Source organism: Pseudomonas luteola NBRC 103146, from assembly GCF_002091675.1.
In the GTDB taxonomy this organism is placed as follows: domain Bacteria; phylum Pseudomonadota; class Gammaproteobacteria; order Pseudomonadales; family Pseudomonadaceae; genus Chryseomonas; species Chryseomonas luteola.
This window is the reverse complement of sequence record NZ_BDAE01000013.1, coordinates 38,347-65,324: the sequence shown is the minus strand read 5'-3', so window position 1 is coordinate 65,324 and position 26,978 is coordinate 38,347. Positions and strand designations below refer to the sequence as shown.

The window sequence follows — 26,978 nt, the reverse complement described above, 5'->3', positions numbered from 1 at the left end:
TCAATGTGTCAGTAATGCCTTTGCTGAAAGCGCTGGCATATTCTCACTCAGAAGCGCTGAGCATCCTGACTGACAGGCTTGCGGGGCTTGAATTGCGCAGATGCCAGAGCCTGATCCGTCATTGCACTCTCCGCCAGCATGCCACTGGCCATGAAAGGCACCATCAAACGCAATACCTGCTCCGTTGACGTATGTACACCAAAATCATTATCAGCCATGGCCTTCAAAGCCTTGATACCTGACATGCTGAATGCAGCCACCCCTATCATGAAGTGGGCGCGCCAGAACAGCTCCAGCGGAGGAATGTCAGGCGCGGCCACGGCAACCAGCTCCATGTAGCGACGAAAAACGCGTCCGTATGCCTCTTCGAGGTATTTCTTCAGATGCCCCTGGCTCTCACTGAATGCCAGCCCTAAAAGCCGCATGAAAATGGAAAGATCATTACCGTGACGCGGTTTGATGGCTAACGCCTGATCTACCAGCAGATAAAGAAGCTCCTCAAGGTCTGCCTTGGCCCCAGACTTGCCGTACCGTCGGTCCAGCTCATTTTCCAAACACGCGCAATAAGGGTCCAGAAAACGAGAGAATACCGCCTGGATAAGGGATTTCTTCGAGCCGAAGTGATAATTCACTGCTGCAAGGTTTACATTCGCCTTGCTGGTTATCAGGCGGAGCGATGTTTCAGCAAAGCCACGCTCAGCAAAAAGTTGTTCAGCGGCATCCAATATCCGCTCGACCGTTTCAGATTGAGCCATCGCTTAACTACCTGATCATAAAATGTTTTAAACATATGTTTAAAACATTCCTGAGTCAATGCCTGGGATAGCTAAGTGCCGTAATGGCATTTGGCTGATAAAAAGTCGGTTGCCCTCAAACCAATACTGTATATAATCCCAGGAACTGTATATAAAGCCAGACACCTATCATGCTAAAACTAACTCCGAGACAGTCTGAAATCCTGAGCTTCATCAAGCGCTGCCTTGAAGAAAACGGATTCCCGCCCACCCGTGCGGAAATCGCTCAGGAGCTTGGCTTCAAATCCCCGAATGCGGCAGAGGAGCACCTCAAGGCGCTTGCACGTAAAGGCGCTATTGAAATGACGCCTGGTGCCTCTCGCGGAATCCGCATTCCTGGACTGGAAACACAGAAACCTTCTGACAGTGAACTCCCTGTCATCGGTCGTGTCGCTGCAGGCGCGCCAATCCTGGCCCAGCAGCACGTGGAAGAAAATTGCAATATTAACCCTGACTTCTTCCAACCACGTGCGGATTACCTTCTCAAGGTAGAAGGCATGAGCATGAAGAACATTGGTATTCTTGATGGTGACCTTCTGGCGGTTCACGTCACTCGTGAGGCACGCAACGGGCAAGTCGTGGTTGCTCGTGTCGGAGAAGAAGTTACGGTCAAGCGGTTCAAACGTGAGGGCAACAAGGTTTGGCTGATTGCTGAAAACCCTGATTTCCAGCCTATTGAGGTGGACCTCAATAAGCAGGATCTAGTAATCGAAGGCCTGAGCGTAGGTGTCATCAGGCGTTAACGAGTCAACGTATCTATAAGGAGGTGTTCAGTGCAATCTTTATTGCCGCCGGATCATGGACAGTTGCCGTTGTTTCACGACGCACTGGTTCAACCGTCGCTCAATCCTTTTTTGGCTGGACCTATTCAGGCGGCGACTCTGCCTGATTGCTTTAGTGAAGTGACTCTAAACGGCGCTCAAGACCATTGCCTGCATTTGCTAGCACCCATGCTGCGGGAGTTGAGTGACGAACAGGATCCCCGGTGGCTGACACTGATAGCACCTCCGACGCTGCTAACGACAAAGTGGCTGCGCTCAAGGGATTTGAATCTAAATAGAATCCTGCTGCTGCAACCGCGTCAGAGCATGCAGACACTAGAGCTTGCTTGTGAAGCCTTACGTTCAGGAAGAAGCCATACCGTGGTGAGCTGGCTCCACGGCATGAAGACTTCCGAGAAGAAAAAGCTGGCTTTGGCCGCTCAGACAGGCAACGCCCAAAGCCTTAACATTCGCTTGGGCTGATCAATGAAGAACGCGGGGAGTATCTTCGCGTTCTATCATATCTCCTTCGGCTAGACGCCCCGCCATCTGCACACCCAAATTGAACATGGCTTTAGCCACTTCAACTTGCTGGCCATGCAGAAAATCCTTTGCATCGGAAGAAAACTCCAATGTCACCAGTGCCTCTTCACCATCGGCACGGCGAAGAACGATACGGCCATCAGCCAGTTCGACAATTTCAAGATAAGACGTAGACATATGTGCATCTCCAGCAGGCGCTGGTATTGTAGCAGTCGCACCTGCCCTTCCCTAGGCTCTATCGATTAACGTAATGCAATAAAGACTAAAATGTTGCAAGACAGCTCTTCAATCAAGAAAATCTACACATTTTTGGCGTCTGTGCCTCACCATTCGGTCAATGAACCACGAAAGCGCAGCGCCAACTCCTTGATGTTTTTTCTCCAGGCCTCGAGCTCAGTATGGCTCAGCAGCCTCTTCTCTTCATCAAGCGTAACCGACTCAATCAGCGGCAGACTAGGATCAACCTTAGCTTGCTTGATAGGCTGCGGTGGTTTTTGCAATGCGGAGAACCCATCCAGCAATTGAGCCAGCCATGTTTGCTGATGACTTGCCAACTCAAACAATTCAGCCAACTCAGGACTTGGCGAATCTTTCAAAGCTTGTGGATTTAAAAACTGATCGATTGAGGCAGCCTGGGCGTTAGGCAGACGGTAATAACCTGCCACTTCGTGACACAACCCCAAAACAGCACCATACAAATGAAACAACGTCGCCTCTCGCTCGGCCTGAATCTGCCCCTGGGCATTCATGCTCTGCTCGTGCTCCGCCCTGCGCCACGATTCAAGGCTTAAACCGGCGAAGTACAACTTCTGGTTGGTACGAGTATAGATCTCATGAGACATGCCTGAATCCTCCCAAGGCAAAGCGGTGCCAACTGCCCCGCTACACAGACACCAATTGCCAGGCTTGCAGACCTGGCAACCAGATACAGCGCATCAACTACGCTTGTCTTCTACCTTCCACTTCCCATTATCGAAATAGGCTTTCCAACCGGTCGGCTTACCATTCTCTTCTGTCTGTACATATTGCTCCTTCGTCTTGCGACTGAAGCGAATAACAGCAGAACGGCCATCCGGGTCTTTGGCCGGTGCACTTAATAGATAATGGTATTTCGGATCGATTTCATCCTTGTGCGGCAACAGCTCGCTGACCAACGGTGCGCGAGTTTCGCGATTCTTTGGAAACTGGCTGGCGGCCAGGAATAAACCTGAAGCTCCATCTCGCAATACATACGTATCGTTGACTTTCTCGCACTTGAGCTCAGGCATTGCAATGGCATCCATCTTGGGCGGAGCCGGCTCGCCGTTCTTCAGCAGCTTGCGCGTATTCTTGCACTCAGGATTGGTACATCCAAAGAATTTGCCGAAACGACCCGTCTTGAGCTGCATTTCACTGCCGCACTTGTCACACTCCAGTGAAGGCCCTTCATAGCCCTTGATGCGATAGTTACCGGTTTCAACTTCATAACCCGAGCAATCGGGGTTATTGCCACAGATGTGGAGCTTGCGATGCTCGTCAATCAGGTAAGCATCCATCGCAGTTCCGCAAATATCGCAGCGGTGCTTGCCACGCAGCACACGCGATTCCGACTCGCCTTCGTCGTCCTCAGCAATTTCATCACCCGGAACAAGGTTGATCGTTCCTTTGCAACGCTCTTTGGGCGGCAGGCTATAACCCGAGCATCCAAGGAATACACCCGTTGAAGCGGTACGAATCATCATCGGCCGGCTACATGTCGGACAAGGGATGTCCGTGAGAGTCGGCACATTCGCACGCATTCCTCCTTCAGCGCTCTCAGCGGCTTCTAGCTTTTTCTTGAAATCGCTATAGAACTCATCCAGCAGGTTTTTCCAGTCAAGCTCGCCCTGCGCTACGGTATCGAGATCACCTTCCATGCTGGCGGTAAAACCATAATCCATGAGGTCAGAGAAGCTCTCGCCCAGCCGGTCAGTAACAATGTCACCCATCTTTTCTGCGTAGAAACGGCGATTATGCACGGTGGCATAGCCGCGATCCTGAATCGTGGAAATAATGGCTGCATAGGTTGACGGACGACCAATACCGCGCTTTTCCAGCTCCTTGACCAAACTGGCCTCGGAGAAACGTGCCGGCGGCTTGGTAAAGTGCTGAGTGGGATCCAGCTTCAGCAGCTTCATGGCATCGCCCTGGTTCATTTCGGGCAGTACGTCGTCTTCGCCAGGCTTGCTCTGTTGCGACAGAACTCGGGTAAAGCCATCGAACTTGAGGATTCGCCCTTTGGCGCGCAACTCAAACTCACCGGCCTTTGCCGTAACGGTCGTAGAAAGATATTCCGCAGGAGGCATCTGACAGGCAATGAACTGACGCCAGATCAAATCGTACAAGCGTTCGGCGTCTCGCTCCATGCCAGACAGCTGGTCAGGACGCGTGTTTACGTCAGACGGACGAATTGCTTCGTGAGCCTCCTGCGCACCTTCCTTGCTGCTGTAGAAATTAGGCTTGGCCGGCAAGTATTTTTCGCCAAATTCCTTTTCGATAAACGCCCGAGCCATGGTAATGGCATCGCTGGACAGGTTCGTCGAATCGGTACGCATGTAAGTGATATAACCCGCCTCGTAAAGACGCTGGGCCATCATCATGGTTTTCTTTACACCAAAGCCCAGCCGATTGCTGGCAGCCTGTTGTAAAGTCGATGTAATGAACGGAGCGGAAGGTCGGCTGCTGGTAGGCTTGTCTTCACGCTTGCTAATGCTGTAGCTGGAAGCCTTTAACTTCTCGACGGCAGCACTTGCCTGCGCCTCGTTCAACGGCTTGAATGCTTCGCCGTTTTGCCGGACGACCTCAAAACGCGCCTTGGCATTCTTGGGGTTCGCCAAATCGGCGTGAACTTCCCAGTACTCTTCAGGGACGAAAGCACGAATTTCCCGCTCACGCTCCACAAGCAGCTTGACCGCAACGGACTGAACACGTCCAGCCGAAAGCCCTCGGGCGATCTTCTGCCATAGCAGAGGCGAGACCATGTAGCCTACTACACGGTCCAGAAAGCGCCTGGCCTGCTGGGCATTGACTCGATTGATATCCAGCTCGCCCGGCTTGGAGAACGCATCCTGAATCGCTTTTTTAGTGATTTCGTTGAAGACGACCCGCTTGAAGCGGCTTTCGTCTCCTCCGATGGCCTCACGAAGATGCCAGGCAATGGCTTCCCCTTCGCGGTCCAAGTCGGTTGCGAGATAAACAGTGTCAGCTTCCTTAGCCAGACGCTTGAGCTCTTCGATCACCTTTTCCTTTCCAGGCAGGATCTCGTAGTGCGCCTTCCAGCCATGCTCAGGGTCGACCCCCATGCGAGCGATAAGCTGGCGCTTGGCCTTTTCCTTTGGAGAAAGGGCTGGAGCTTCGGCAGCAGACTTGCGTCCTTTCGTGGCGGACTCTTTTGACGCGCTTGCCGACCCACTGGTAGGCAGGTCACGGATATGGCCGATACTCGACTTCACCACGTACTGGTTGCCCAAATACTTGTTGATGGTCTTGGCCTTGGCCGGGGATTCCACGATGACCAGCGATTTGCCCATGTATCGGTTGATTCCTGCGTTATTAAAAGATGTAAAGAGAAAGGCGAGACAGTCTGACAGACATTTGGCAGTGAGGCAGTGACTGACGAACCATGACAGCGTGGCTGTACGGCCCCGCTATATATAGTGGCTGTTGGAGCAAGGTCAAGGCTGCGCGTTATCGGCAAGCCCTAACGGATTCTCCTCAACCTTTACTAAAGCAAAGCGGGGAACACGCTCGCTGTCCACCTCGACGCTTTCCAGAAACATGCTGAGCGGACGCGCCCAAAGGCCGTATTCACCATACAACGCCTGGTAAAAAACAAGCTCCTCTTCCGTTTCAGAATGTTTGGCTACGCCCAGGACACGGTACTCCTGCCCCTTGTAATGCCGATAGAGCCCAGGTTGTAAGGACATGTTCCCTCCAGAAAGAAAAACCGGGGCCAGGCCCCGGTTTCGGTAGCATAAACGCCATTCTCAGACGCGTTCGAACACCGTCGTAATGCCTTGACCCAGGCCGATACACATGGTTGCTACGCCCAGTGCACCACCCTTTTGTTTCATGACATTTAATAGCGTGCCGGAAATACGGGCTCCAGAGCAACCAAAGGGATGACCTAACGCGATGGCCCCACCATGAAGATTGACCTTTTCGTCCATCTTGTCGAGGAGCTTGAAGTCTTTCAGCACCGGTAATGCTTGGGCTGCGAAAGCCTCATTGAGTTCGACATAGTCAATGTCGCCCATCGACAGCCCCGCACGCTTGAGGGCCTTCTGGGTAGCCGGAACAGGACCATAGCCCATGATCGCAGGGTCTACGCCAGCAACCGCCATGGCCCGAATACGTGCCAGTGGCTGCAGGCCAAGGTCCATTGCCCGCTGACCGGACATCACAATCATACAGGAGGCGCCGTCGGTGATCTGGGATGACGTACCTGCAGTTACTGTACCATCCTTTGGATTAAACGCAGGTCTGAGTTCGGCCAGGCCTTCCACCGTTGTATCAGGACGGATAGTCTCGTCATAGTCAAACATCTTCAGGAAGCCATTTTCATCATGTCCTTCCATGGGGATGATTTCATCCTTGAACGCACCCTCCTGAGTGGCCTTCCAAGCCAACTGGTGCGAACGGTAGCCGAATTTATCCTGTGCTTCCCGGGTAATGCCGTGCATCTTGCCCAGCAGCTCTGCTGTGAGCCCCATCATGCCAGAGGCCTTTGCAGCATAAAGCGACAGATGCGGGTTAGGGTCAACGCCATGCATCATGCTGACATGTCCCATATGCTCGACGCCACCTACCACGAACACATCCCCATTACCGGTCATGATGGCCTGCGCCGCTGTATGCAGTGCGCTCATCGAAGACCCGCAGAGCCGGCTTACGGTCTGCCCTGCGCTAGTATGAGGGATGGGCGTCATCAAGGACGCCATTCGCGCAATGTTCCAGCCTTGCTCGAGCGTCTGGTTTACGCACCCCCAGATCACATCTTCCACTTCTGCCGGGTTGATTTGCGGATTGCGTGCCAGAAGCTGGGTAATCAGATGGGCAGACATGTTTTCTGCCCGGGTATTACGGTGCATGCCACCCTTGGAGCGACCCATCGGTGTGCGGCCAAAGTCGACGATAACAACGTCTCTTGGATTCAGGCTCATAAGAATTCTCGCTCTGTACTGTCTGCGTTAACCAAAGAAGGACTGGCCGTTACGGGCCATTTCGCGCAGCTTTTCAGTCGGGTGATACAGCGGCCCCAGGTCTGCATACTGGCCGGCCAGTGCCACGAACTCGGCAACGCCCAGGGAATCGATATAACGCAGTGCACCGCCTCGGAAGGGAGGGAAGCCAATGCCATAGATCAATCCCATGTCCGCCTCTGCAGCCGACTCGACAATGCCATCTTCCAGGCAACGAACCGTTTCCAGGCACAGCGGAATCATCATGCGCTGAACGATTTCATCATCCGTGAAATCGCGCTGCTCATACACGACAGGCTTGAGCAAGGCGTAGGTTTCTGCATCAGCGACTTTCTTTGGCTTGCCCTTTTTATCGGTCTCGTACACATAGAACCCTTTGCCGTTCTTCTGTCCAAGACGTTTAGCCTCGTACAGCGCATCAACAGCGGTCTTACGGGACTCTTTCATCCGGTCAGGGAAGCCTTCCGCCATCACATCACGGGCATGATGCGCCGTATCCATCCCTACAACATCCATCAAGTAAGCCGGCCCCATAGGCCAGCCAAAATTTTCCATGAGCTTGTCGATACGCTGGAAATCAGCGCCCTGCCCGATCAGGCCGGCAAAACCACCGAAATAAGGGAACAGCACCCGATTGACCAGAAAGCCCGGACAATCATTGACCACGATAGGGTTCTTACCCATTTTTTTGGCATAGGCCACAGTGGTCGCAATCGTTTTTTCGCTGGTCTTTTCGCCGCGGATTACTTCAACCAGAGGCATCATGTGCACCGGATTGAAGAAGTGCATACCGCAGAAATTTTCAGGACGCTTCAGGGCTTGTGCAAGCAAGCTGATCGAGATGGTCGAGGTATTGGACGCCAGAATGGCTTCTTCACCAACCTGATCTTCGACCTCTGCCAGCACAGCCTGCTTGATCTTGGGATTCTCAACAACAGCCTCAACCACGATATCCACCGACTTGAAGTCGCCATAGGACAAAGTGGGGCGAATACGATTGAGCGCTTCAGCCATTTTCACCGGCTCGAGACGGCCCTTCTCGACGCGCTTGTTGAGAAGCTTGCTCGCTTCATCAAGACCGAGCTGAATGGCTTCCTCACGGATATCCTTCATGAGAATCGGCGTGCCTTTGAGCGCAGACTGATAGGCGATACCACCGCCCATGATACCTGCCCCCAAGACGCTGGCCTGTTTGATCTCACCCGCCTGCTGATCGTAAACCTTAGCCTTTTTCTTGAGCAGCTGATCATTCAGGAACAGACCGATCAGGCTTTGCGAAACAGTTGTCTTGGCGAGCTTCACGAAGCCTTTGGCTTCGACTTCAAGCGCCTTCTCTCGTCCGAAATTAGCGGCCTTCTGGATGGTCTTGATCGCTTCTACTGGCGCGGGATAATTCGGACCCGCCTGACCTGCAACGTAGCCTTTGGCCGACTCGAATGCCATCATGGCTTCAATGGGGTTTAGCTTGAGCTTTTCAAGCTTGGGCTGACGACGGGCCTTGTGGTCAAGCTCGCCAGAAATGGCTCGACGTGCCAGATCCAACGCCGCGGCCTGCAACTTGTCGGGTGCAACAACTGCATCCACGACACCGACCTTGAGCGCCTCGGCAGCAGAGTTCTCCTTGCCCGAAGCAATCCACTCGATGGCATTGTCGCTACCGATCAGGCGAGGCAACCGAACAGTCCCGCCAAAACCGGGATAAATGCCCAGTTTTACTTCTGGCAGACCAACCTTTGCGGTCTCGCTCATGACCCGGAAGTCGGCAGCCATGGCGATTTCAAGGCCACCGCCAAGCGCGATGCCGTTAATTGCCGCTACGGTAGGGACGTTGAGGTCTTCAAAGTCATTGAAGATCTGATTGATCTCGAGGTTCCCTGCCAGCAGATCCTCGTCTGGCATACGGAAACTTTCGACAAACTCGGTGATGTCTGCCCCTACGAGGAAAACATCCTTTCCGCTACTGAGAATGACGGCCTTGACCGAAGCGTCGGCCTTGAGGGCATCGACAGCCTGGCGCAGCTCGTTCAAGGTCAGGCGATTAAATTTATTGACCGACTCGCCAGTAAGATCAAGCTTTAACTCGGCGATACCGTTTTCTAGAGCCTTAACCGTGATGGCTTTACCTTCGTAAATCATCAACTGATCTCCATACGTGGAAGCGGAACACTCACATCCAAGCCTTGTTGCCCATTCAGGCAGGCAGCCAACTGCATGGCGTGATACTAGGATTCGTTAAGCCCGGGCGAAACGCGAAAGCTATACCTTGCGGCAACCTTCTCTTCTCTGCCCGAGCACTACAGGGCCCGCAAGACAAACATCTGATTCATACAAGTGTTTGACAGCCCCTACACGATCATTCAAAACCTGCGTTATGTCAATTCGACCCATGCGTTAACGTGGCATAACAACCCATTGAGCCCAGAGGGCATGGAGCGGAAAAACCGTCAATCTCTACAAAGGATAGGTGCAATTGGCGCAGCGATCTGTTAACAACAGCGAGGCGCAACACCCGCAGCAAGGAGCAAGTACCGCGAAATGCGGTCCAAACGGTATCTGGATAGCAGGTGCGAGCCGCACCAGACAGGCCATACTTGAAATGTTCGCCATCCTTAAGGAGGAGAAATAAAATGTCTTATAAACACATTCTGGTAGCCATCGACCTGACTGATGAATGCCATGCCGTAATCCGTCGTGCTGTCGACTTGGCTACCGGCCTCCAAAGCAAGGTTTCCCTGGTCCATGTGGTCGAACCAATGGCTATGGCGTTCGGCGGTGACGTGCCCATGGACCTTTCTTCCCTTCAACAACAGCAGATCGAACAGTCCCGTGAGCGCTTGGACAGCTTTGTTGCGCAATACAGTCTTCTGGAGGGCCAGTGCCAGTTGGCCTATGGGCAGCCTCGCCAGGAAATCCACCGCTTTGCTCGCGAAAATGCCTGTGATCTGATCGTTGTAGGCAGCCACGGCCGCCATGGCCTTGCCCTTCTTCTGGGCTCGACCGCCAATGACTTGTTACATGGTGCCCCGTGTGACACTTTAGCGGTCTCCCTGACCCGGAGGTAACACTAAAAAGGGCTCCCTCAGGAGCCCTTTTTTCATTCTTCCAGTTCAGCCCATCGCTCCAGCAGCTGATCGAGCTCACGCTGTAAAGCCTCGAAGCGCTCAACAACGACACGCGTCGTTTCAAGCGGCTGCTGGTAGAACGCCGGATCGGAAATCTGGCTTTGCAGTCTCGCCAGCTCGTTTTCCGTCGCCTCGATCTGTGTCGGCAAGGCATCCAGCTCGCGTTGATCCTTATAACTGAGCTTTTTACGGGCCGGCGCCTGCTGCGCTGCTGCCTTGGATGCTTCTACGGGCGTCGCTTGAGTGGCCGCCGCATCCGACTTGGCCTCCATTTTCGACCCTGTCGCACCTAACAAGCGAGGCGATCCACCTTGACGTAGCCAATCCTGATAGCCTCCGACGTACTCGCGCACGAGGCCCTCGCCTTCAAACACCAGGGTGCTGGTTACGACGTTATCAAGAAACGCCCGATCGTGACTGACCATCAGCACGGTGCCCTCAAAGCTCAGAAGCACTTCTTCCAACAGTTCCAGCGTCTCCACATCCAGATCGTTGGTAGGTTCGTCGAGCACCAGCAGATTGGCCGGCTTGCTGAACAGCTTCGCTAGCAGCAGTCGGGCACGTTCGCCACCTGAAAGCGCTTTCACGGGCGTCCGGGCACGCTGTGGGCTAAACAGGAAATCCCCCAGATAACTGAGGACATGACGATCCTGACCGTTGATCGTGATGATTTCACGTCCTTCAGCCATATTGTCGATGACGGTTTTTTCAGGCTCAAGCGCATGTCGCAACTGATCGAAATAGGCCACTTCAAGCTTGGTGCCATGCACGATTTTTCCTGCTGTCGGCTCAAGGTCACCCAGCAGCAGTTTGAGCAGCGTTGTCTTTCCAGAGCCGTTGGGGCCTAACAAGCCCATCCGGTCGCCTCGCTGCACCACCAGGGAAAAATCACGGATAATGGGTTCGCTGCCTGGATGGGCGTAATCCACGTGCTCGACAACAATGACCTGTTTTCCAGACTTGTCGGCGGTTTCCAGCTGCAGATTTGCCTTACCCTGGCGTTCGCGTCGTTCGCTGCGTTCAAAGCGCATGGCCTTCAATGCACGCACTCGCCCTTCGTTGCGGGTACGTCGAGCCTTGATGCCTTGACGAATCCAGACCTCTTCCTGAGCCAGACGCTTATCGAACAGTGCGTTGGCGGTCTCTTCCGCTGCAAGCTGCTGCTCTTTATGCACCAGAAAACTGGCGTAATCGCCCTGCCAGTCGATGAGATGGCCCCGATCCAACTCAAGAATACGTGTCGCCAGGGCTTGCAGGAAGGCTCGGTCGTGGGTGATAAACAGAATCGCACCCGGATATTGACTCAAGGCCTCTTCCAACCAGGCAATAGCCCCGATATCCAGATGGTTGGTTGGCTCATCGAGCAACAGCAAGTCAGGTTCGGCCACCAGGGCCTGCGCCAATAGCACACGCCGACGCCAGCCTCCGGAAAGCTCTGCAAGGGTCTTTTCTGCAGGCAACTGAAGGCGGCTCAGCGTGCTCTCGACCAGCTGCTGCAGTCGCCAGCCATCCTTGGCTTCCAAATCCTGCTGAACGCGCATCAGACGCGTCAGGTCTTCGTCAGTGTGAATGTTCTGGGACAGTCGATGATACTCCGCCAGCAACTCCCCTACGCCAGTCAATCCCTCGGCCACAACATCGAATACGGTACGATCATCTGCCCGAGGCAACTCCTGGGGCAACTCTCCGATCTTCAGCGCCGGAGCACGCCAGATCTCGCCATCGTCTGGCATCTGCTCGCCCTTGACCAGGCGCAGCATGCTGGACTTGCCAGTACCGTTGCGCCCGATCACGCAGACTCTCTCACCCCGAGCAATCTGCCAGGACACTCCGTCCAGCAATGGCATGGCACCGAAAGCCAGGGATACGCCGGTGAATTTGAGCAAGGTCATAGGCATCTCCAAGAAAAAGGACGTGCATTCTAGTGCCCATCCGTACGAACTGCATGCTTTCCTACCGACGGCACTCAATGTTTTCGTACACATGACGACAAGATTATTAGCCTGACCGTTGGTAGCTCATACGCTTTCGTCGTAATGGCCGACAAGCTAAAGTAATCGCCTTTGTGCGGCCGAGCCGCATGTACCAGCAGTCTTCTCCGGGAATCTCATGCGCGGCCGTCTGTTCAAGCTGTTGACCTGTGTCTTTGCTTCTCTCATTGGATTGGAAACCGCTCACGCGGCCCCCATTGAGCAACAACGTCTCCTATACGACCAAGCCAAGGCAGCGCTGGCCAAGGGAGATGCCAGTCTCTATCTGCAGTCACGCAATGCGTTGCAAGGGTATCCCCTGGAGCCCTACCTGCAATATGACGAGCTGACCGCACGCCTCAAGAACGCCAGCAATACAGAAATAGAAGCCTTTCTTGCCGAGCATGGCGATCTTCCGCAGGCAAGCTGGATGAAGCTGCGCTGGCTGCGCTGGCTCTCCGAGCGCGGCGATTGGAGTACCTTTGACCGCTACTATGACTCCAAGCTCAACTTTACCGAGCTGGATTGCCTGAATGCCCAGCACCAGATTCAGGAAGGCCAGACAACACAACCCTTCAAAACAGCGGAAAAGCTCTGGCTGGTAGGCAAGTCACAACCAGCCGCCTGTGATGGCCTTTTCAGTGCCTGGGCTGCTCGCGGCCAGATGCCTGAAAGCATGGTTTGGAAACGTGCCAAGCTGGCGGCCGAAGCGCGTAATTACGGGCTGGTCACCCATTTGGGACAGCAGATGCCCACCCTGGGCTCACTTGCTAACCTGATGAGCGATATCGCTCAGAAACCCCAACAGCTAGCCGATGTGCAGCGCTTCACACCTGCCAGCGAGCCCATGGCCGATGTGGTTGGTCTGGGTTTGCGACGCCTTGCCAAACAGGATCCCGAGAAAGCATTGGGCCTACTCGATACCTATAGTCAGCGCCTACCCTTTTCGCGCGACGAAAAAGTATCCATTGCGCGTGAGATCGGGCTGACCCTGGCCAAGAACTTTGACCCACGAGCCCTTCCGCTCATGGAGCGTTACGATCCGGAACTCCGTGATGACACGGTCAGCGAATGGCGTGCGCGCCTTCTACTGCGTCTGGCCCGCTGGAAAGAGACTTACCAGTTAATCCAGCGGTTTCCTCCATCGCTTCTGGAAACCAACCGCTGGCAATACTGGCGCGCCCGTACCTTGGAGCTGTCTCAGCCGCAAAGCTCAAGCGTACTGGCTGATTACCAGCCAGTCTCGCGTGAGCGCGATTTCTACGGCTTTCTAGCAGCCGACCGCATCAAGGCGCCTTATCAGCTGAACAATCGTCCGCTCGTACTGAGCAATAGCCTTCGCAACCGCGTACGCACCACGCCTGGTATTCAGCGCGCGCTCGAGTTCTATGCACGTGGTGAATTTGTAAATGCGCGGCGCGAGTGGTTTCATGTCAGCCGCAGCTTCAACCGGGACGAATTGGTTGCCCAGGCCCGCATGGCCTACGACATGCAATGGTATTTCCCGGCTATTCGCTCAATTAGCCAAGCCAAGTACTGGGACGATCTGGACATCCGCTTCCCTATCGCCTACCGCGACAGTTTCGTTCGTGAAGCGCGCCAGCGAGGCTTGCATAGCAGCTGGGTCTTCGCTATCACCCGGCAAGAGAGCGGCTTCATGGCCGATGCCCGTTCAGGCGTGGGAGCCATGGGCTTGATGCAGTTGATGCCTGCGACGGCAAAACATACTGCCAGCAAGTTTTCTATTCCATTGGCCAGCCCTCAATCAGCCCTGCAACCGGACACAAACATCCAGCTGGGCACCGCTTACCTGAGCATGGTTCATGCACAATTCAACGGTAACCGTGTTCTAGCCTCAGCGGCTTATAACGCCGGTCCCGGACGTGTAAAAAGATGGCTGAAGGACGCCCGGCACTTGGCGTTCGATGTCTGGGTAGAAACCATTCCGTTTGACGAAACCCGTCAATATGTCCAAAACGTGCTAGCGTATGCGGTCATCTACGGCCAAAAACTCAATACGCCTCAGCCACTGGTAGAGTGGCACGAACGCTTCTTTGACGAAACTTGATGACTTAAGCAGGAGCTGCAATAGCTTTGCAGCTCCTGCCTCGTTACACGTCGCCACACCAGGGTGCCATTAAGCGGCTGTGAAATTTCGTCAATCTCCGTATACTTCGCGGCTCTATTTTTTCCGCTATTGAACCGGAGAAACTCATGTTGAAGCGTTCCCTGGCCCTCGTGGCCGGTCTTACCCTGTGCGCCACTTCCCTTCTTACCCAGGCAGCAGATGCACTACGCGTCTCGGCTATCCCGGATGAAGCACCTACCGAATTGCTTCGCAAGTTCAAACCGCTGGGAGAGTACCTGGAAAAGCAGATTGGCATGCCTGTTACCTTCGTGCCGGTCTCCGATTATGCAGGCGTGGTCGAAGCGCTGGCCTCTGACAGACTGGACATGGCATGGTTGGGTGGCTTTACCTTTGTCCAGGCCCAACTCAAAGCTCCCATGAATCCGCTGGTACAACGGGAAGAAGATCAGAAATTCACCAGCAAATTCATTACAGCTGATCCAAACGTCAAATCGGTTCAAGACCTAAAAGGCAAAACGTTCGCCTTTGGCTCGATCTCTTCGACCTCCGGCAGCCTGATGCCCCGTTACTTCATGCAGCAGGAAGGAATAATACCGGAGCAGTTTTTCTCACGTGTAGCCTATTCTGGAGCCCATGATGCAACTGCCGCCTGGGTACAGGCTGGAAAAGTGGATGGAGGCGTTTTGAACGCTTCGGTCTGGCAGAAGCTGGTTGATGCCAAGAAAGTAGACACAAGCAAGGTCAAGGTCTTCGCGACCACTCCGCCCTATTACGATTACAACTGGACCGTCAGAGGCAATCTGGATCCGCAACTGGCGGCCAAAATCAAGGCGGCCTTTCTTGCATTGGATCCTTCGAAGCCTGAAGACAAAGCCATTCTGGATCTACAGGCAGCCAGTCGTTTTGTAGAAACTTCTCCTGAAAACTATAAGGGCATCGAAGGCTCTGCACGTGCGGCCGGTCTGTTGAAGTGAGCGTCCAGTTAGCTGGCGTGGAGCTTCTTCACGCCAATGGGCATCGCGCGCTTTCAAAGCTTGACCTGAAGATCACCAAAGGTGAACGCGTAGCACTGATTGGCCCTTCTGGAGCAGGCAAGACCAGCTTGCTCCGCCTGATGGCGACAAGCCATAAGCCAACGGCAGGACAGCTCACCGTATTGCAGACCGATCCGTGGTCATTGAGCGTGTCCCGATTGAAGTCACTTCGTGCCCATATCGGTCTGATTCACCAGGCACCTCCCCTCCCGGCGCGGCAACGCGTCGTAACGGCGGTACTGGCTGGGCGCCTGGGCCAATGGCCTTTATGGAAGAGCCTGGTCAGCCTTGTCTATCCACTGGATCGTCCGGGCGCCCAACAGGCTCTGGCAAAGCTGGACCTGTCAGAAAAGCTGTATCAGCGTTGCGATCAGCTCTCGGGGGGCCAGCTCCAGCGCGTCGGCATTGCCCGCGTGTTATACCAGGCGCCTGAGCTGATACTGGCGGATGAGCCTGTCTCCGCCATGGATCCGGTACTTGCCAGCCATACACTAACCATTCTCGCTCGTGAGGCCGAAACACGAAGCGCAACGCTGATTGCCAGCCTGCACAGCGTAGAGCTGGCGCTCAAACACTTTCCGCGAATCATTGGGCTACGCCAAGGCGTTATTGTATTCGACAAAGCAACGCAAGCCGTTACCTCCGATGATCTGGAGCAGTTGTATGCCAATGAGCAATTGGCACCAGAGAACTCATCCAGTGTTTATTTCATGCCTGCCACACCACCGCGATGCTGATTGCCCCCTCGCGTGATCCTGCTGCCCTGCCTCGTCTAGGCATCAGCCTGCTGGCAATCATACTGCTCTGGCCTGGGCTTCACCTGTCCGAGCTGGATATTCCTGGTTTGCTCACCGGCGAGAACGCCAGAATCATGGGTAGCTTTCTGGCAGGATTCTGGCCGCTAGCCTACGATTCGGAGTTTCTCTCGATAGTTGGCAAAGCCACGCTGGAAACCCTAGCCATTGCCACGGCCGGCATGACGCTCGCCTGGGTGATCGCCTTTCCAGCAGCCCTGCTGGCAACACGCTCGATTTCCATCTCCGCGCTTCATCGGCAAGGACGCCCTTCGTGGCTGGGTCAGGCGACTCGCAATACGGTACGTATCGTTCTTGTAATTCTGCGCAGCATTCCTGAAATTGTCTGGGCCTTGTTATTTGTACGAGCGGTAGGCCTGGGTCCAACTGCGGGCGTCCTGGCCATTGCCATCACGTACGGTGGCATGCTGGGCAAGGTGTACGCTGAGATTTTCGAATCCGTACCTGCTGACGCGACGCGAGCATTGCTCTTGGGTGGCAGCTCGCGACTTCAGGCATTCGCATATGGACTGCTACCGGCCGCCAGCGGCGAAATGATCTCCTATACGATCTACCGCTGGGAGTGTGCTATCCGTGCATCGGTCGTCATGGGATTTGTCGGCGCTGGCGGGCTGGGGCAACAGGTCGATCTGTCTCTGCGAATGTTTGCTGGCGGAGAAGTTGCCAGCCTGATGCTGACCTTTCTGATACTGGTCATGCTGGCCGACCTGATCAGCCGCTTGCTGCGAGAGCCGTAACGATGAAAATCAAGGGTCTTGCCGCCGTTATCGTAGTACTAGCCGCCATTGCCTCGTCCTTTGCTTACCTTGAGACGAATTTTATCGAGCTGTTTTCGCGGACCTCTCTTGCGCAAATGGCAAAATTTGCCAACGGATTTCTTACCCCGGACTTTTCCCGCAGTCACCTATACGCCATCGCTTGGGCCTGCCTGGAAACACTGGCCATGTCAGCCATGGGAACCCTATTGGCAGCCCTGTTTGGCATAATACTGGCCCTGCCTGCGGCAGGCCGACTCGGTACTCTATTCAAAGCAGTTGCGCGGTTCTTGCTCAATGCCCTCCGCGCCGTCCCGGAACTGGTGTGGGCGGCACTGATGGTACTGGCTGCAGGGCTAGGGCCCAACGCCGGCACGCTTGCATTGGCACTGCATACGGCGGGTGTACTGGGTCGCCTGTTTGCCGAGGCGCTGGAAAACACTCCGTCCGCCCCCAGCGATGCGATCAGACTGGCTGGCGGCGGACGCCTTGCCGCCTTCGCCTATGGCATTCTGCCAAGCGTCTGGCCTCAGCTGCTTGCCTATATTCTCTATCGCTGGGAAAACAATATCCGCATGGCGACGATATTGGGATTCGTAGGCGCTGGCGGCCTAGGACAAATGCTTCAAATCAGCCTCAGCCTGTTTCAACTCGCTCAGGCTGCAACCATTATCCTGGCCATGCTGACCCTGGTACTGCTGGTGGACGCTTTTAGTGCCTGGATCCGTCAGCGGTGGATCAATCATTGATCCACCCTGGCGGTCTCATGCCTCGCCGCTGTTACCGTTTCTAGCCTGTATAAGCACCCAGGGCGCAACGACCACTGCCCAAAAGACTGGATCGCTTACCAGAAAACCCCGTGCCTCATCCTCGGCCACCTTGGCCATTTGCCCGGACGTCAGCCAGGCAGAAACCTTGCCTGTATTGTCCTGAACAATGGCTTCTGCCGCCTCTATCAAGTCTATCTCGGCATCCACCCGAAGCAACGAACCCTTGGCAAAGTGCGGCTGTAACTCTTGCCATGAGATTTCAGCGGTCTGGCCCAACAGCGTAGCGTACAGAGTGCTGGTTTCGGACATCACGTCACCCCTAAAAATAAAGCGACATGATAGCGGCTGTCGCTTATTGTCGACAGGATTGACATGTCTTCAGCCCGGTTTCGGCTCGTATCCGATACATGATGCGACAAAGTGTATCGATACAGTCGATGTGCCACTTTTCAATTCCGTGATCGGCACTCTACACTCCGCACGTTGCGATGCCGATTTATCGTCATAACAAGAAAGCCAGCAATAAGAATAAATACTGCAATAAACGTTTGTGATCTGCCAAAACCAATAAGCATTTCGAGTGGAGCACTATGAATAAGGCAACTCAGCGTCTTTCCCGACTATTCGCCGCTATGGCCCTGGCTGGACTCACCAGCTACAGCGTCGCTGCCGATACAATAAAAATCGCTCTGGCCGGCCCGGTTACCGGCCCTGTAGCGCAATATGGGGAAATGGAATTTGTCGGCGCCAAAATGGCTATCGAGCAAATCAATAAGGCTGGCGGCGTCAATGGCCAGCAGCTCGAAGGCGTAGTCTACGACGATGCGTGTGACCCCAAGCAAGCGGTTGCCGTTGCCAACAAGATCGTCAATGACGAAGTGAAATTCGTGGTTGGCCACCTGTGCTCCAGCTCCACCCAGCCGGCGTCCGATATCTACGAAGACGAAGGCATCCTGATGATCACCCCAGCATCAACCAGCCCTGATCTCACGGCACGCGGACATAAACTGATCTTCCGCACCATTGGTCTTGACAACATGCAAGGCCCTACTGCCGGCAAATATATAGCCGAGCATATCAAGCCCAAGACAGTCGCCATCATCCACGACAAGCAGCAGTACGGTGAAGGCATTGCCACGGCCGTCAAGCAGACACTTGAAGGCGCCAATGTCAAAGTTGCCGTATTCGAAGGTATCAATGCCGGCGACAAGGACTTTTCTTCTCTGATCTCCAAGCTGAAGCAGGCGGGTGTGGATTTCGTCTATTACGGCGGCTATCACCCGGAGCTCGGCCTTCTGATGCGCCAGTCACAGGAAAAAGGCTTGAAAGTTCGCTTCATGGGGCCGGAAGGTGTGGGTAACTCTGAAATTTCCGCCATTGCAGGCAAATCCTCAGAGGGCATGCTTGTAACCCTTCCCCGCTCTTTCGATCAGGATCCGAAAAACAAAGCCCTGGTTGAAGCATTCAAAGCCAAGAAGCAGGATCCGAGCGGCCCGTTCGTCTTCCCCTCCTACGCAGCCGTGCAAGTTATTGCTGATGGCATCAAGAAGGCAGGCAACACTGAAACCGATGCTGTAGCAGAGGCCCTGCGCAGCAATACGTTCAGCACACCTACAGGCGACCTGGCGTTTGACGAAAAAGGCGACCTGAAAAACTTCGAATTTGTCGTCTATGAGTGGCACGCCGACGGCACCAAGACCGAAGCCAAGTAACCGTTAAGCAGGAACTTGCCAGCACGTTGTCTGGCAAACGTCCTCAAAAGCCCACGGTATCCTCCGTGGGCTTTGTTCATTCCAAATGAGTAGGCGTGCCAAGACGCCAAAAGCACTGTGGCCGCTATTCAGGAGAAAGTAATGCCTGAGCTCTACCACTATCTTCAACAGCTGGTAAACGGTTTGACCGTTGGCAGCACCTACGCCTTGATAGCCATTGGTTACACAATGGTCTACGGCATTATTGGCATGATCAACTTCGCCCATGGCGAGGTATACATGATTGGCTCCTATGTAGCCTTCATTGTCATCGCCGGATTAGCACTCATGGGCATTCATAGTTTGCCGATCATCATGATTGCGGCCTTTGCTGCCAGCATTATTGTTGCCAGTGCCTATGGCTACAGTATTGAGCGTATTGCCTACCGTCCGCTACGTGGCAGTAATCGCCTGATTCCGCTGATCTCAGCCATCGGCATGTCCATCTTCCTGCAAAACGAAGTGCTATTGGCACAGGACTCCAAGGACAAGGCCATTCCCAGCCTGCTGCCTGGCAACATCATATTTGGCAATGATGCCATGAGTGGAGTCGTCATTTCGTACATGCAGATTCTGATCTTCGTAGTCACGTTTCTGGCCATGCTCGGATTGACACTGTTCATCTCACGTTCGCGTCTCGGCCGCGCCTGCCGAGCCTGCGCCGAAGACATCAAGATGGCCAACCTGCTTGGCATCAACACCAACAACATTATCGCCCTGACCTTTGTTATCGGCGCATCCCTGGCAGCCATCGCGGCTGTTCTGCTCGGTATGCAATACGGCGTCATTAATCCGAGCCTGGGATTTCTGGCAGGTATCAAGGCGTTTACTGCCGCAGTACTGGGCGGGATCGGCAGTATTCCAGGCGCCATGCTGGGCGGACTGGTGCTAGGGGTAGCCGAAGCGTTCGGGGCCGATATTTTTGGTGATCAGTACAAGGATGTCGTGGCATTCACACTTCTTGTCCTCGTTTTGTTGTTCCGGCCGACCGGCATTCTGGGCCGTCCGGAGGTAGAAAAAGTATGAGCAGTACCCCTTTCAACAAACAGCTTAAAACGGCTTTTTTCAGTGCGCTTCTCGTACTCGCAGTGGCCTACCCTGTTTTGGGGCTAAAACTGACCACAGTGGGTATCGGGCTCGAAGTCCATGGCGCCAGCCCAACCACCCTGACGATCATTTTTGGGGCGGCCGCCCTTATGTTCGTATGGCAGTTGGTACGTGATCGCATTCCCATGCCGCGCCGAACCAGGGGCACCCACACCTCACCACTGACCAAACTAGGCGCCCAGCTCACCGAGCCATCTGTTCAACGCTGGGTCATCCTCGGGCTGGTTCTTGTCGCGCTAGTCTGGCCATTCTTCGGCTCACGGGGGGCCGTGGATATCGCTACGCTGATTCTCATCTATGTGATGCTGGGGCTTGGTCTGAATATTGTGGTCGGCCTGGCGGGTCTTCTTGATCTGGGCTACGTCGGCTTTTACGCCGTAGGGGCATATAGTTACGCCCTGCTCTCCCACTATTACGGCCTTGGATTCTGGATCTGCCTGCCCATTGCCGGTTTGATGGCTGCGCTATTCGGCTTTTTGCTGGGCTTTCCCGTGCTGCGCCTGCGAGGTGACTATCTCGCCATCGTAACGCTCGGCTTCGGCGAGATCATCCGTATTCTGCTACGCAACCTTACCAGCATCACCGGCGGCCCCAACGGCATTAGCGGAATCGACAAGCCTACGCTATTCAACCTGACGTTTGAGCGGCGTGCCCCTGAAGGCATGCAGACATTCCATGAGTTTTTTGGCATCGCCTACAACTCGAACTACAAGGTGATCTTTCTTTACCTGGTTGCGTTACTGCTCGTCCTGCTTACGCTTTTCGTGATCAATCGATTACTGCGCATGCCCATCGGTCGCGCCTGGGAAGCCTTACGTGAAGATGAGATCGCCTGCCGTGCATTAGGCTTGAATCCGACCCTTATCAAACTCTCCGCTTTTACGCTGGGTGCCTGCTTTGCAGGTTTCGCGGGCAGCTTCTTTGCGGCTCGCCAAGGGCTGGTGTCGCCGGAATCGTTCACCTTCATTGAGTCAGCCATCATCTTGGCGATCGTTGTTCTGGGTGGAATGGGCTCACAATTGGGCGTCATTCTGGCAGCCATTGTCATGATTCTGCTTCCAGAGCTGATGCGTGAGTTCAGTGAATATCGCATGTTGATGTTTGGCGCCATGATGGTCCTGATGATGATCTGGCGGCCGCAAGGCCTGCTCCCGATGCAGCGCCCCCATTTGGAGCTGCGTAAATGAGCCAACCTATTCTTCAAGCTAAAGACCTGACCATGCGTTTTGGCGGCCTCTTGGCAGTCAATGGCGTCAATATCAGCGTCGAGGAAAAGCAGGTCGTTTCCCTGATAGGACCGAACGGCGCCGGCAAGACGACCGTGTTCAACTGCCTGACCGGTTTCTATCAACCAACAGGAGGCGAAATTCTACTTAGAGGTACGCCCATTCATGGCTTGCCGGGTCACCAGATCGCCCGACGCGGCATCGTACGCACCTTCCAGAATGTTCGGTTGTTCAAGGAAATGACAGCGGTTGAAAACCTGCTGGTTGCTCAACACCGCCATCTGAATACGAATTTTCTAGCTGGCCTTTTCAAAACTCCCGACTTTCGCCGCGCAGAATCTGAAGCCATGGACTTTGCCCGCCACTGGCTTGAGCAGGTCAACCTCACCGAGGTCGCCAACCGACCTGCCGGCAATCTGGCCTATGGCCAACAGCGCCGTCTTGAGATTGCTCGCTGCATGATGACACGTCCTCAACTCCTCATGCTTGATGAACCTGCCGCTGGCCTTAATCCTCGCGAGACGGAAGACCTGAAAGCGCTGATTTCCCTGCTGCGAGACGAGCATGGCGTAACTGTTCTGCTCATTGAGCACGACATGCACCTGGTCATGAGCATCTCGGATCATATTGTCGTTATCAATCAGGGCACCCCCCTGGCCGATGGTAAGCCGGAGCAAATCCGTAATAACCCTGACGTGATCAAAGCCTATTTGGGAGAAGCGTGATGCTGCAGTTCGAAAACGTTTCGACTTTCTATGGCAAGATCCAGGCGCTGCATGGGGTCAGCCTGTCCGTCAACAAAGGGGAGATCGTGACACTCATCGGCGCCAATGGCGCTGGCAAGTCTACCCTCCTGATGACGCTATGCGGTTCTCCTAAGGCAGCTGGCGGTAGTATTCGTTACGAAGGTGAAGAGCTGGTCGGGAAAGACTCCTCCGAAATCATGCGCAAGGGTATCGCCGTAGTTCCTGAGGGTCGCCGCGTCTTTGCTCGCCTGACTGTCGAGGAAAACCTCGCCATGGGCGGTTTTTTTACCGACAAGCATGACTATGATCGTCAGCTTGAAAAGGTTCTTGGCCTGTTTCCTCGCTTGAAGGAGCGTTATCACCAGCGCGGAGGCACGATGTCCGGTGGGGAGCAACAGATGCTGGCCATCGGTCGTGCGATGATGAGTCATCCGCGTCTCCTGCTGCTTGACGAGCCCTCACTGGGTTTAGCCCCCATCATCATTCAGCAGATTTTCGATATCATCGAACAACTGCGCGAGGATGGCGTAACGGTATTTCTGGTCGAGCAGAACGCCAACCAGGCGCTCAGACTAGCAGACCGTGGCTACGTTCTAGAAAATGGTCATATCGTCATGCAGGATACCGGCGAAGCCCTATTGGCCAACCCTGACGTACGCAAGGCCTACCTGGGAGGCTAAAGGATCGCTTGTGCGCTCCGTTCAAAAAGAGCGCACAAGTTCATTTCAGCCTTGTCCTAACGGATATAGCTCAGTAACGTTGCCACCCTTGTTTCAATGGAGAGCTCTAGATGTTAGCGCCACGCTTGCTGCTGCCCCTGACCTTGCTGGCCACGTTGCTGGCAGGCTGCCATAGCACCCCGAGCGATAGCATCGCTTCGTCCAAGGCGTCTCAAGGCGTACGCCTGCAAGGTGATTTGCGGTTAGCGAATGACCAGTTACTCTTTCGCCCCTGTCAGGAGCATCGCTACTTTCAAATAGACGATGCGGCCAACACGTCTATTATCAACGATGCTCATGAGTTGACGGCCGATAGCGGTGCCAGCAGCCTATTCGCAGATTTACGCGGAAAGATGAAATCTGGAGGGCCGGCTGGAAGCGATGGCGTATTTGCCGTTTCCGAAGTGTATCGCATGCAGTACACCGGGCCCGGCTGTTCAGACCCTAATTTCAAGCGCCTGACGCTTCGCGCAGCCGGTCATACTCCAGAATGGAATGTGGTAGTAAGTGGCCAAGGCATGGTTATAGCCTCGACCGATCGCAGCCAGCAGGCTCTTCCATATTTGCAGGAGCAACTACCCGACGGTAGTCGTAGCCTGTCTACCGAAGCCAACGGCGAGCGTGTCGAGCTATGGGTCAGTCCGCAGCGCTGTGTTGATGAAAGCACTGGTACGGTTCAATCCCTTCAGGCGGAGCTGCGTGTCAATGGCAAGAGCATGTCAGGCTGCGCGCACTATGGCGGTGCTACTGACACCCATTAAAGAAATCCAGTCCTGCGTGCTGTTACTAAGCCTCAAACAGCACGCATTGGCAATGAAAGCCTCTTATCCAAGGTTCTTCGTTTACTGCCTCATGGGCGCCCGCCTTACATCAGACGAATATCTATTTCGCCAAGCTCACTAGGCCTGCTAGTTTAATATCTGTTTTAGCTGAATTATTTCACACATCAGTCGACATCTTATAGGATGCCTCCCCTCCCTAAGAGTGGCCATCTGCCATCAATGCCTATATTTCAAGACCACTCTGCGCCGCCTTTGCCTACTATGCTCAGTACTACTTTTACCCGTCGCGTATTCCCTCTGGTTACAGTATTGCTGTTCCTGATGTTTTCGCTCGCATGTGGGCTGTTGATCCACAACGCTCGTAGCCAGGATCAACAGGCTCAGGCAGACACCTTATACGCTGCTCAAAAAGCCCTTGAAGACCTGAATACAAGCATAAAAAAGGATATATCTGACTATTCCAAATGGGGTGAGCTTTACAAGAACATGCACCTTAAGCTCAACATCAGCTGGGCGTATGACGGAGAAAACCTGGGCGAGTCGATTTATGAGCTCTATGGCTTTCAGGGATTACTTGTTCTAAATGCGCAGGACAAAACCGTCTATTCACTGTTTGAGGGTGAGCAAACACCTCTTGATGCCCGGCAATGGTTACAAGGCGATGTTGACGCTCTACTGAACAAGGCACGCGCGCCTGAAAATAAGTAAGAGGTAGTCAGTGAACTCCTGAAAGTCGACTCAGTACCTGCCATCGTTGCGGCTGGATCTATCACGCCAGGAAAAGACCCAACCGTTAAGGAGCGGCCCGGTACCCGCTCAGTACTTCTCTTCGTCAATATCCTTACACCAGACAAGCTCAAGGCGCTGGGTACGCAATATGGATTAGTCAATCTGCGGACTACACAGACGCCTCAGATTGAAGGCTCGTCCACGCTTCGTCTAGCACCTGGCGCTGATAGCTACTTGGCCTGGGACCCGCCACGTCATGGGCAGACGCTGCTTGACTCGATTCTTCCCTACTTCGGTATCGCGGGTCTCATGCTGATCGCGTCAACCTGGCTAGTCCTGCGTAATGCACTTTCTACGGCACGACTCATGGAAGCTCATTACGTTGAATTGACTCAGAGCAAGGAAGCTTTGGCGGTTAGCGAGGAGCGCTTCAGAGACGTAGCAGAAGCCGCGTCAGACTGGCTGTGGGAAATCGATGCTCAGTACCGCCTGACCTATCTTTCAGGGCGCTTCGAGGAAGTTACAGGCACTACACCTGAGCAGTGGCTTGGCAAAAACCTTAATGAACTGCTGACAGCAGACCATGAGTCATTGACAACATGGCTGAACCATCGAAGGAACGCCTCTACATCTACTCCACTCGTCTGTCATTATCATGACCGACAAGGTAAGCAGCGGACCTGCCGTGTCTCGGCGCGACCGATAAAAGACGGCACGCAAGGGTTTCGCGGCACGGCCAGCGATATTACTGACGAGGTCAAGGCGCTAGCTCAGGTAAGGCACCTGTCTCTGCATGATCCCTTAACCGATCTGCCCAATCGCAACCGTTTGAACGAGTTTCTAAAAAAGCATGTAAGCCCATCAACACGCGTTGCCCCTGTGGCCTTGTTAAGTGTGGATCTGGATCGCTTCAAACCGGTCAACGATGCGCTGGGTCATGCAGCGGGCGACAGAGTGCTCAGGGAAGTGGCCAAGCGCCTGCGTAATTGCATTCGAGAAGCCGATCTAGTCGCGCGGGTCGGTGGTGATGAGTTTATTGTCGTGATGACCCGCCTTCAGAACCATGAAGAAATCTCTGCACTGAGCTCACGAATCATTGATCAGCTCCATCAGCCTATCAAAGTGGATGACCAGACCGTGTTTATCGGAGGAAGCATAGGCGTTGCACTAGCGCCCTCTGATACAAATAACGCAGAGGAGCTTCTGCGGCTCGCCGATATTGCGCTTTATCAGTCCAAGGCTGCGGGCCGTAATACATGGCGCTTCTACTCCCACGAAATGAACGAGCTGATTACCAGCCGTCGACGCTTGGAGAACGATCTCCGTCAGGCGTTGGAAAGAGAAGAATTGAGCCTCTATTTTCAGCCACGTTATTCGCTTACGGGAAATCGGCTGACCGGGTTCGAAGCGCTATTACGCTGGCAGCATCCTGAGCATGGCATGCTGCTACCCGATAGTTTCATTGCGCTGGCAGAAGACACCGGCCTTATCGTTCCCATAGGAAACTGGGTACTGAAACGTGCCTGCCACGTAGCTGTCAACTGGCCACAACCGGTGGGTATTTCTGTGAATCTCTCGCCCCGACAGTTTGGTCGCCACGACCTGATCAATCAGGTACAAAATGCGCTGACCGAGAGTAGGCTAGACCCTTCCAGACTTGAATTAGAAATTACCGAGCGCGTCATGCTGGACGATGCTGACGGAGCGCTGGAGACACTCAACAGCCTGAAGGCGCTCGGGATACGTCTCCACATGGACGATTTTGGTACAGGCTTTTCTTCTCTGGGATACCTGCGCAGCTACCCCTTTGATGGCATCAAGATAGACCGCAGCTTTGTCGCTGGTATCGGTACAAACCCAGACGATCGCGCTATCGTCCAGGCCATCATTACGTTGGGCCAATCCCTTGGCATGACGGTTACGGCTGAAGGCGTAGAAACAGCAGAGCAACTTGAGCACCTACGTGGCGATGCCTGCGACGAGGTACAGGGCTTTCATTTCAGCAAGGCATTACCTGCGCATGAACTGTCTCTACTGTTTGGCTGA

Annotated in this window: 25 protein-coding genes; 16 read left to right on the top strand and 9 right to left on the bottom strand. The window is 54.3% G+C overall.

Translation table 11 applies throughout. The annotated features are described in order from the left end of the window. Positions 1-47: 47 nt before the first annotated feature. Positions 48-755, bottom strand: a complete 708-nt coding sequence (locus PLU01S_RS14830; RefSeq protein ID WP_074827489.1) for a TetR/AcrR family transcriptional regulator — start codon at positions 753-755, stop codon at positions 48-50. Between the two features lie 170 nt (positions 756-925). Here PLU01S_RS14830 and lexA point away from each other — a divergent pair, with 170 nt between their 5' ends. Continuing rightward, on the top strand, positions 926-1,537 hold the full coding sequence (gene lexA, locus PLU01S_RS14825) for a transcriptional repressor LexA (protein WP_010797701.1): 612 nt from the start codon (positions 926-928) through the stop codon (positions 1,535-1,537). Between the two features lie 30 nt (positions 1,538-1,567). Continuing rightward, the gene (gene sulA / locus PLU01S_RS14820; RefSeq protein ID WP_010797700.1) at positions 1,568-2,038 is read left to right on the top strand and encodes an SOS-induced cell division inhibitor SulA; all 471 of its coding nucleotides are present in this window, start codon (positions 1,568-1,570) and stop codon (positions 2,036-2,038) included. Here the strand turns inward: sulA and PLU01S_RS14815 are convergent, their stop codons facing one another. From PLU01S_RS14815 to fadB, 6 genes are all read right to left on the bottom strand, one after another. Further along, the gene (locus PLU01S_RS14815; RefSeq protein ID WP_010797699.1) at positions 2,039-2,275 is read right to left on the bottom strand and encodes a hypothetical protein; all 237 of its coding nucleotides are present in this window, start codon (positions 2,273-2,275) and stop codon (positions 2,039-2,041) included. Between the two features lie 146 nt (positions 2,276-2,421). Then, positions 2,422-2,940 carry a DUF6586 family protein gene (locus tag PLU01S_RS14810; protein ID WP_074827491.1) on the bottom strand — a complete coding sequence of 173 codons (519 nt, stop codon included), beginning with the start codon at positions 2,938-2,940 and terminating at the stop codon, positions 2,422-2,424. Between the two features lie 93 nt (positions 2,941-3,033). Next, positions 3,034-5,646: a type I DNA topoisomerase gene (gene topA, locus PLU01S_RS14805; protein WP_074827493.1), complete on the bottom strand. Its 2,613-nt coding sequence runs from the start codon at positions 5,644-5,646 to the stop codon at positions 3,034-3,036. Between the two features lie 144 nt (positions 5,647-5,790). Further along, entirely contained in the window at positions 5,791-6,042 is a 252-nt protein-coding gene (locus tag PLU01S_RS14800; RefSeq protein WP_010797696.1) for a DUF1653 domain-containing protein, read from the bottom strand. 60 nt (positions 6,043-6,102) lie between these two features. Beyond that, the gene (gene fadA, locus PLU01S_RS14795) at positions 6,103-7,278 is read right to left on the bottom strand and encodes an acetyl-CoA C-acyltransferase FadA (protein ID WP_074827495.1); all 1,176 of its coding nucleotides are present in this window, start codon (positions 7,276-7,278) and stop codon (positions 6,103-6,105) included. Positions 7,279-7,305: 27 nt separating this feature from the next. After that, positions 7,306-9,453, bottom strand: a complete 2,148-nt coding sequence (gene fadB / locus PLU01S_RS14790) for a fatty acid oxidation complex subunit alpha FadB (RefSeq protein ID WP_074827497.1) — start codon at positions 9,451-9,453, stop codon at positions 7,306-7,308. Positions 9,454-9,944: 491 nt separating this feature from the next. On the opposite strand from fadB, the gene PLU01S_RS14785 reads away from it, so the two are divergent. Beyond that, a complete protein-coding gene (locus PLU01S_RS14785) occupies positions 9,945-10,379 on the top strand; it encodes a universal stress protein (RefSeq protein ID WP_074827499.1) in 435 nt (144 codons plus the stop codon). A gap of 32 nt (positions 10,380-10,411) precedes the next feature. Here PLU01S_RS14785 and PLU01S_RS14780 read toward each other — a convergent pair whose 3' ends face one another. After that, the gene (locus tag PLU01S_RS14780) at positions 10,412-12,331 is read right to left on the bottom strand and encodes an ATP-binding cassette domain-containing protein (RefSeq protein WP_074827500.1); all 1,920 of its coding nucleotides are present in this window, start codon (positions 12,329-12,331) and stop codon (positions 10,412-10,414) included. A 217-nt stretch (positions 12,332-12,548) separates the two neighbouring features. Here PLU01S_RS14780 and PLU01S_RS14775 point away from each other — a divergent pair, with 217 nt between their 5' ends. The 5 genes from PLU01S_RS14775 to phnE all read left to right on the top strand — a co-directional run bounded on the left by PLU01S_RS14775 (position 12,549) and on the right by phnE (position 17,851). Beyond that, on the top strand, positions 12,549-14,477 hold the full coding sequence (locus PLU01S_RS14775) for a transglycosylase SLT domain-containing protein (RefSeq protein WP_074827501.1): 1,929 nt from the start codon (positions 12,549-12,551) through the stop codon (positions 14,475-14,477). 146 nt (positions 14,478-14,623) lie between these two features. Next, on the top strand, positions 14,624-15,472 hold the full coding sequence (locus PLU01S_RS14770; RefSeq protein WP_074827502.1) for a putative selenate ABC transporter substrate-binding protein: 849 nt from the start codon (positions 14,624-14,626) through the stop codon (positions 15,470-15,472). Then, complete coding sequence (locus PLU01S_RS14765; protein WP_019365897.1) at positions 15,469-16,269, top strand: phosphonate ABC transporter ATP-binding protein; 801 nt, start codon at positions 15,469-15,471, stop codon at positions 16,267-16,269. Before PLU01S_RS14770 ends, PLU01S_RS14765 begins: the two co-directional genes overlap by 4 nt. Beyond that, on the top strand, positions 16,263-17,084 hold the full coding sequence (locus PLU01S_RS14760) for a PhnE/PtxC family ABC transporter permease (RefSeq protein ID WP_074827503.1): 822 nt from the start codon (positions 16,263-16,265) through the stop codon (positions 17,082-17,084). The genes PLU01S_RS14765 and PLU01S_RS14760 overlap by 7 nt, the downstream gene beginning before the upstream one ends. A 2-nt stretch (positions 17,085-17,086) precedes the next feature. Next, positions 17,087-17,851, top strand: coding sequence for a phosphonate ABC transporter, permease protein PhnE (phnE, locus tag PLU01S_RS14755; protein ID WP_074827505.1), 765 nt, complete (start codon positions 17,087-17,089; stop codon positions 17,849-17,851). A 15-nt stretch (positions 17,852-17,866) separates the two neighbouring features. Here the strand turns inward: phnE and PLU01S_RS14750 are convergent, their stop codons facing one another. Then, positions 17,867-18,181, bottom strand: coding sequence for a DUF2288 domain-containing protein (locus PLU01S_RS14750; RefSeq protein WP_074827507.1), 315 nt, complete (start codon positions 18,179-18,181; stop codon positions 17,867-17,869). Positions 18,182-18,462: 281 nt separating this feature from the next. Here PLU01S_RS14750 and PLU01S_RS14745 point away from each other — a divergent pair, with 281 nt between their 5' ends. The 8 genes from PLU01S_RS14745 (at position 18,463) to PLU01S_RS14710 (ending at position 26,978) form a co-directional block, all read left to right on the top strand. Further along, entirely contained in the window at positions 18,463-19,584 is a 1,122-nt protein-coding gene (locus tag PLU01S_RS14745) for a branched-chain amino acid ABC transporter substrate-binding protein (protein ID WP_074827508.1), read from the top strand. A 141-nt stretch (positions 19,585-19,725) separates the two neighbouring features. Continuing rightward, the gene (gene livH / locus PLU01S_RS14740; RefSeq protein ID WP_010797684.1) at positions 19,726-20,649 is read left to right on the top strand and encodes a high-affinity branched-chain amino acid ABC transporter permease LivH; all 924 of its coding nucleotides are present in this window, start codon (positions 19,726-19,728) and stop codon (positions 20,647-20,649) included. Then, a complete protein-coding gene (locus PLU01S_RS14735) occupies positions 20,646-21,917 on the top strand; it encodes a high-affinity branched-chain amino acid ABC transporter permease LivM (protein WP_010797683.1) in 1,272 nt (423 codons plus the stop codon). Before livH ends, PLU01S_RS14735 begins: the two co-directional genes overlap by 4 nt. Continuing rightward, positions 21,914-22,681 (top strand): high-affinity branched-chain amino acid ABC transporter ATP-binding protein LivG, encoded by a 768-nt coding sequence (livG, locus tag PLU01S_RS14730; RefSeq protein WP_074827509.1) that lies wholly within the window; start codon positions 21,914-21,916, stop codon positions 22,679-22,681. Before PLU01S_RS14735 ends, livG begins: the two co-directional genes overlap by 4 nt. Continuing rightward, complete coding sequence (locus tag PLU01S_RS14725; protein WP_010797681.1) at positions 22,681-23,382, top strand: ABC transporter ATP-binding protein; 702 nt, start codon at positions 22,681-22,683, stop codon at positions 23,380-23,382. The genes livG and PLU01S_RS14725 overlap by 1 nt, the downstream gene beginning before the upstream one ends. A 110-nt stretch (positions 23,383-23,492) precedes the next feature. Beyond that, positions 23,493-24,182 (top strand): hypothetical protein, encoded by a 690-nt coding sequence (locus tag PLU01S_RS14720; RefSeq protein WP_010797680.1) that lies wholly within the window; start codon positions 23,493-23,495, stop codon positions 24,180-24,182. A 282-nt stretch (positions 24,183-24,464) separates the two neighbouring features. Further along, positions 24,465-24,911 carry a CHASE4 domain-containing protein gene (locus PLU01S_RS14715; protein ID WP_159435107.1) on the top strand — a complete coding sequence of 149 codons (447 nt, stop codon included), beginning with the start codon at positions 24,465-24,467 and terminating at the stop codon, positions 24,909-24,911. Positions 24,912-25,166: 255 nt separating this feature from the next. After that, complete coding sequence (locus tag PLU01S_RS14710; RefSeq protein ID WP_083397941.1) at positions 25,167-26,978, top strand: putative bifunctional diguanylate cyclase/phosphodiesterase; 1,812 nt, start codon at positions 25,167-25,169, stop codon at positions 26,976-26,978.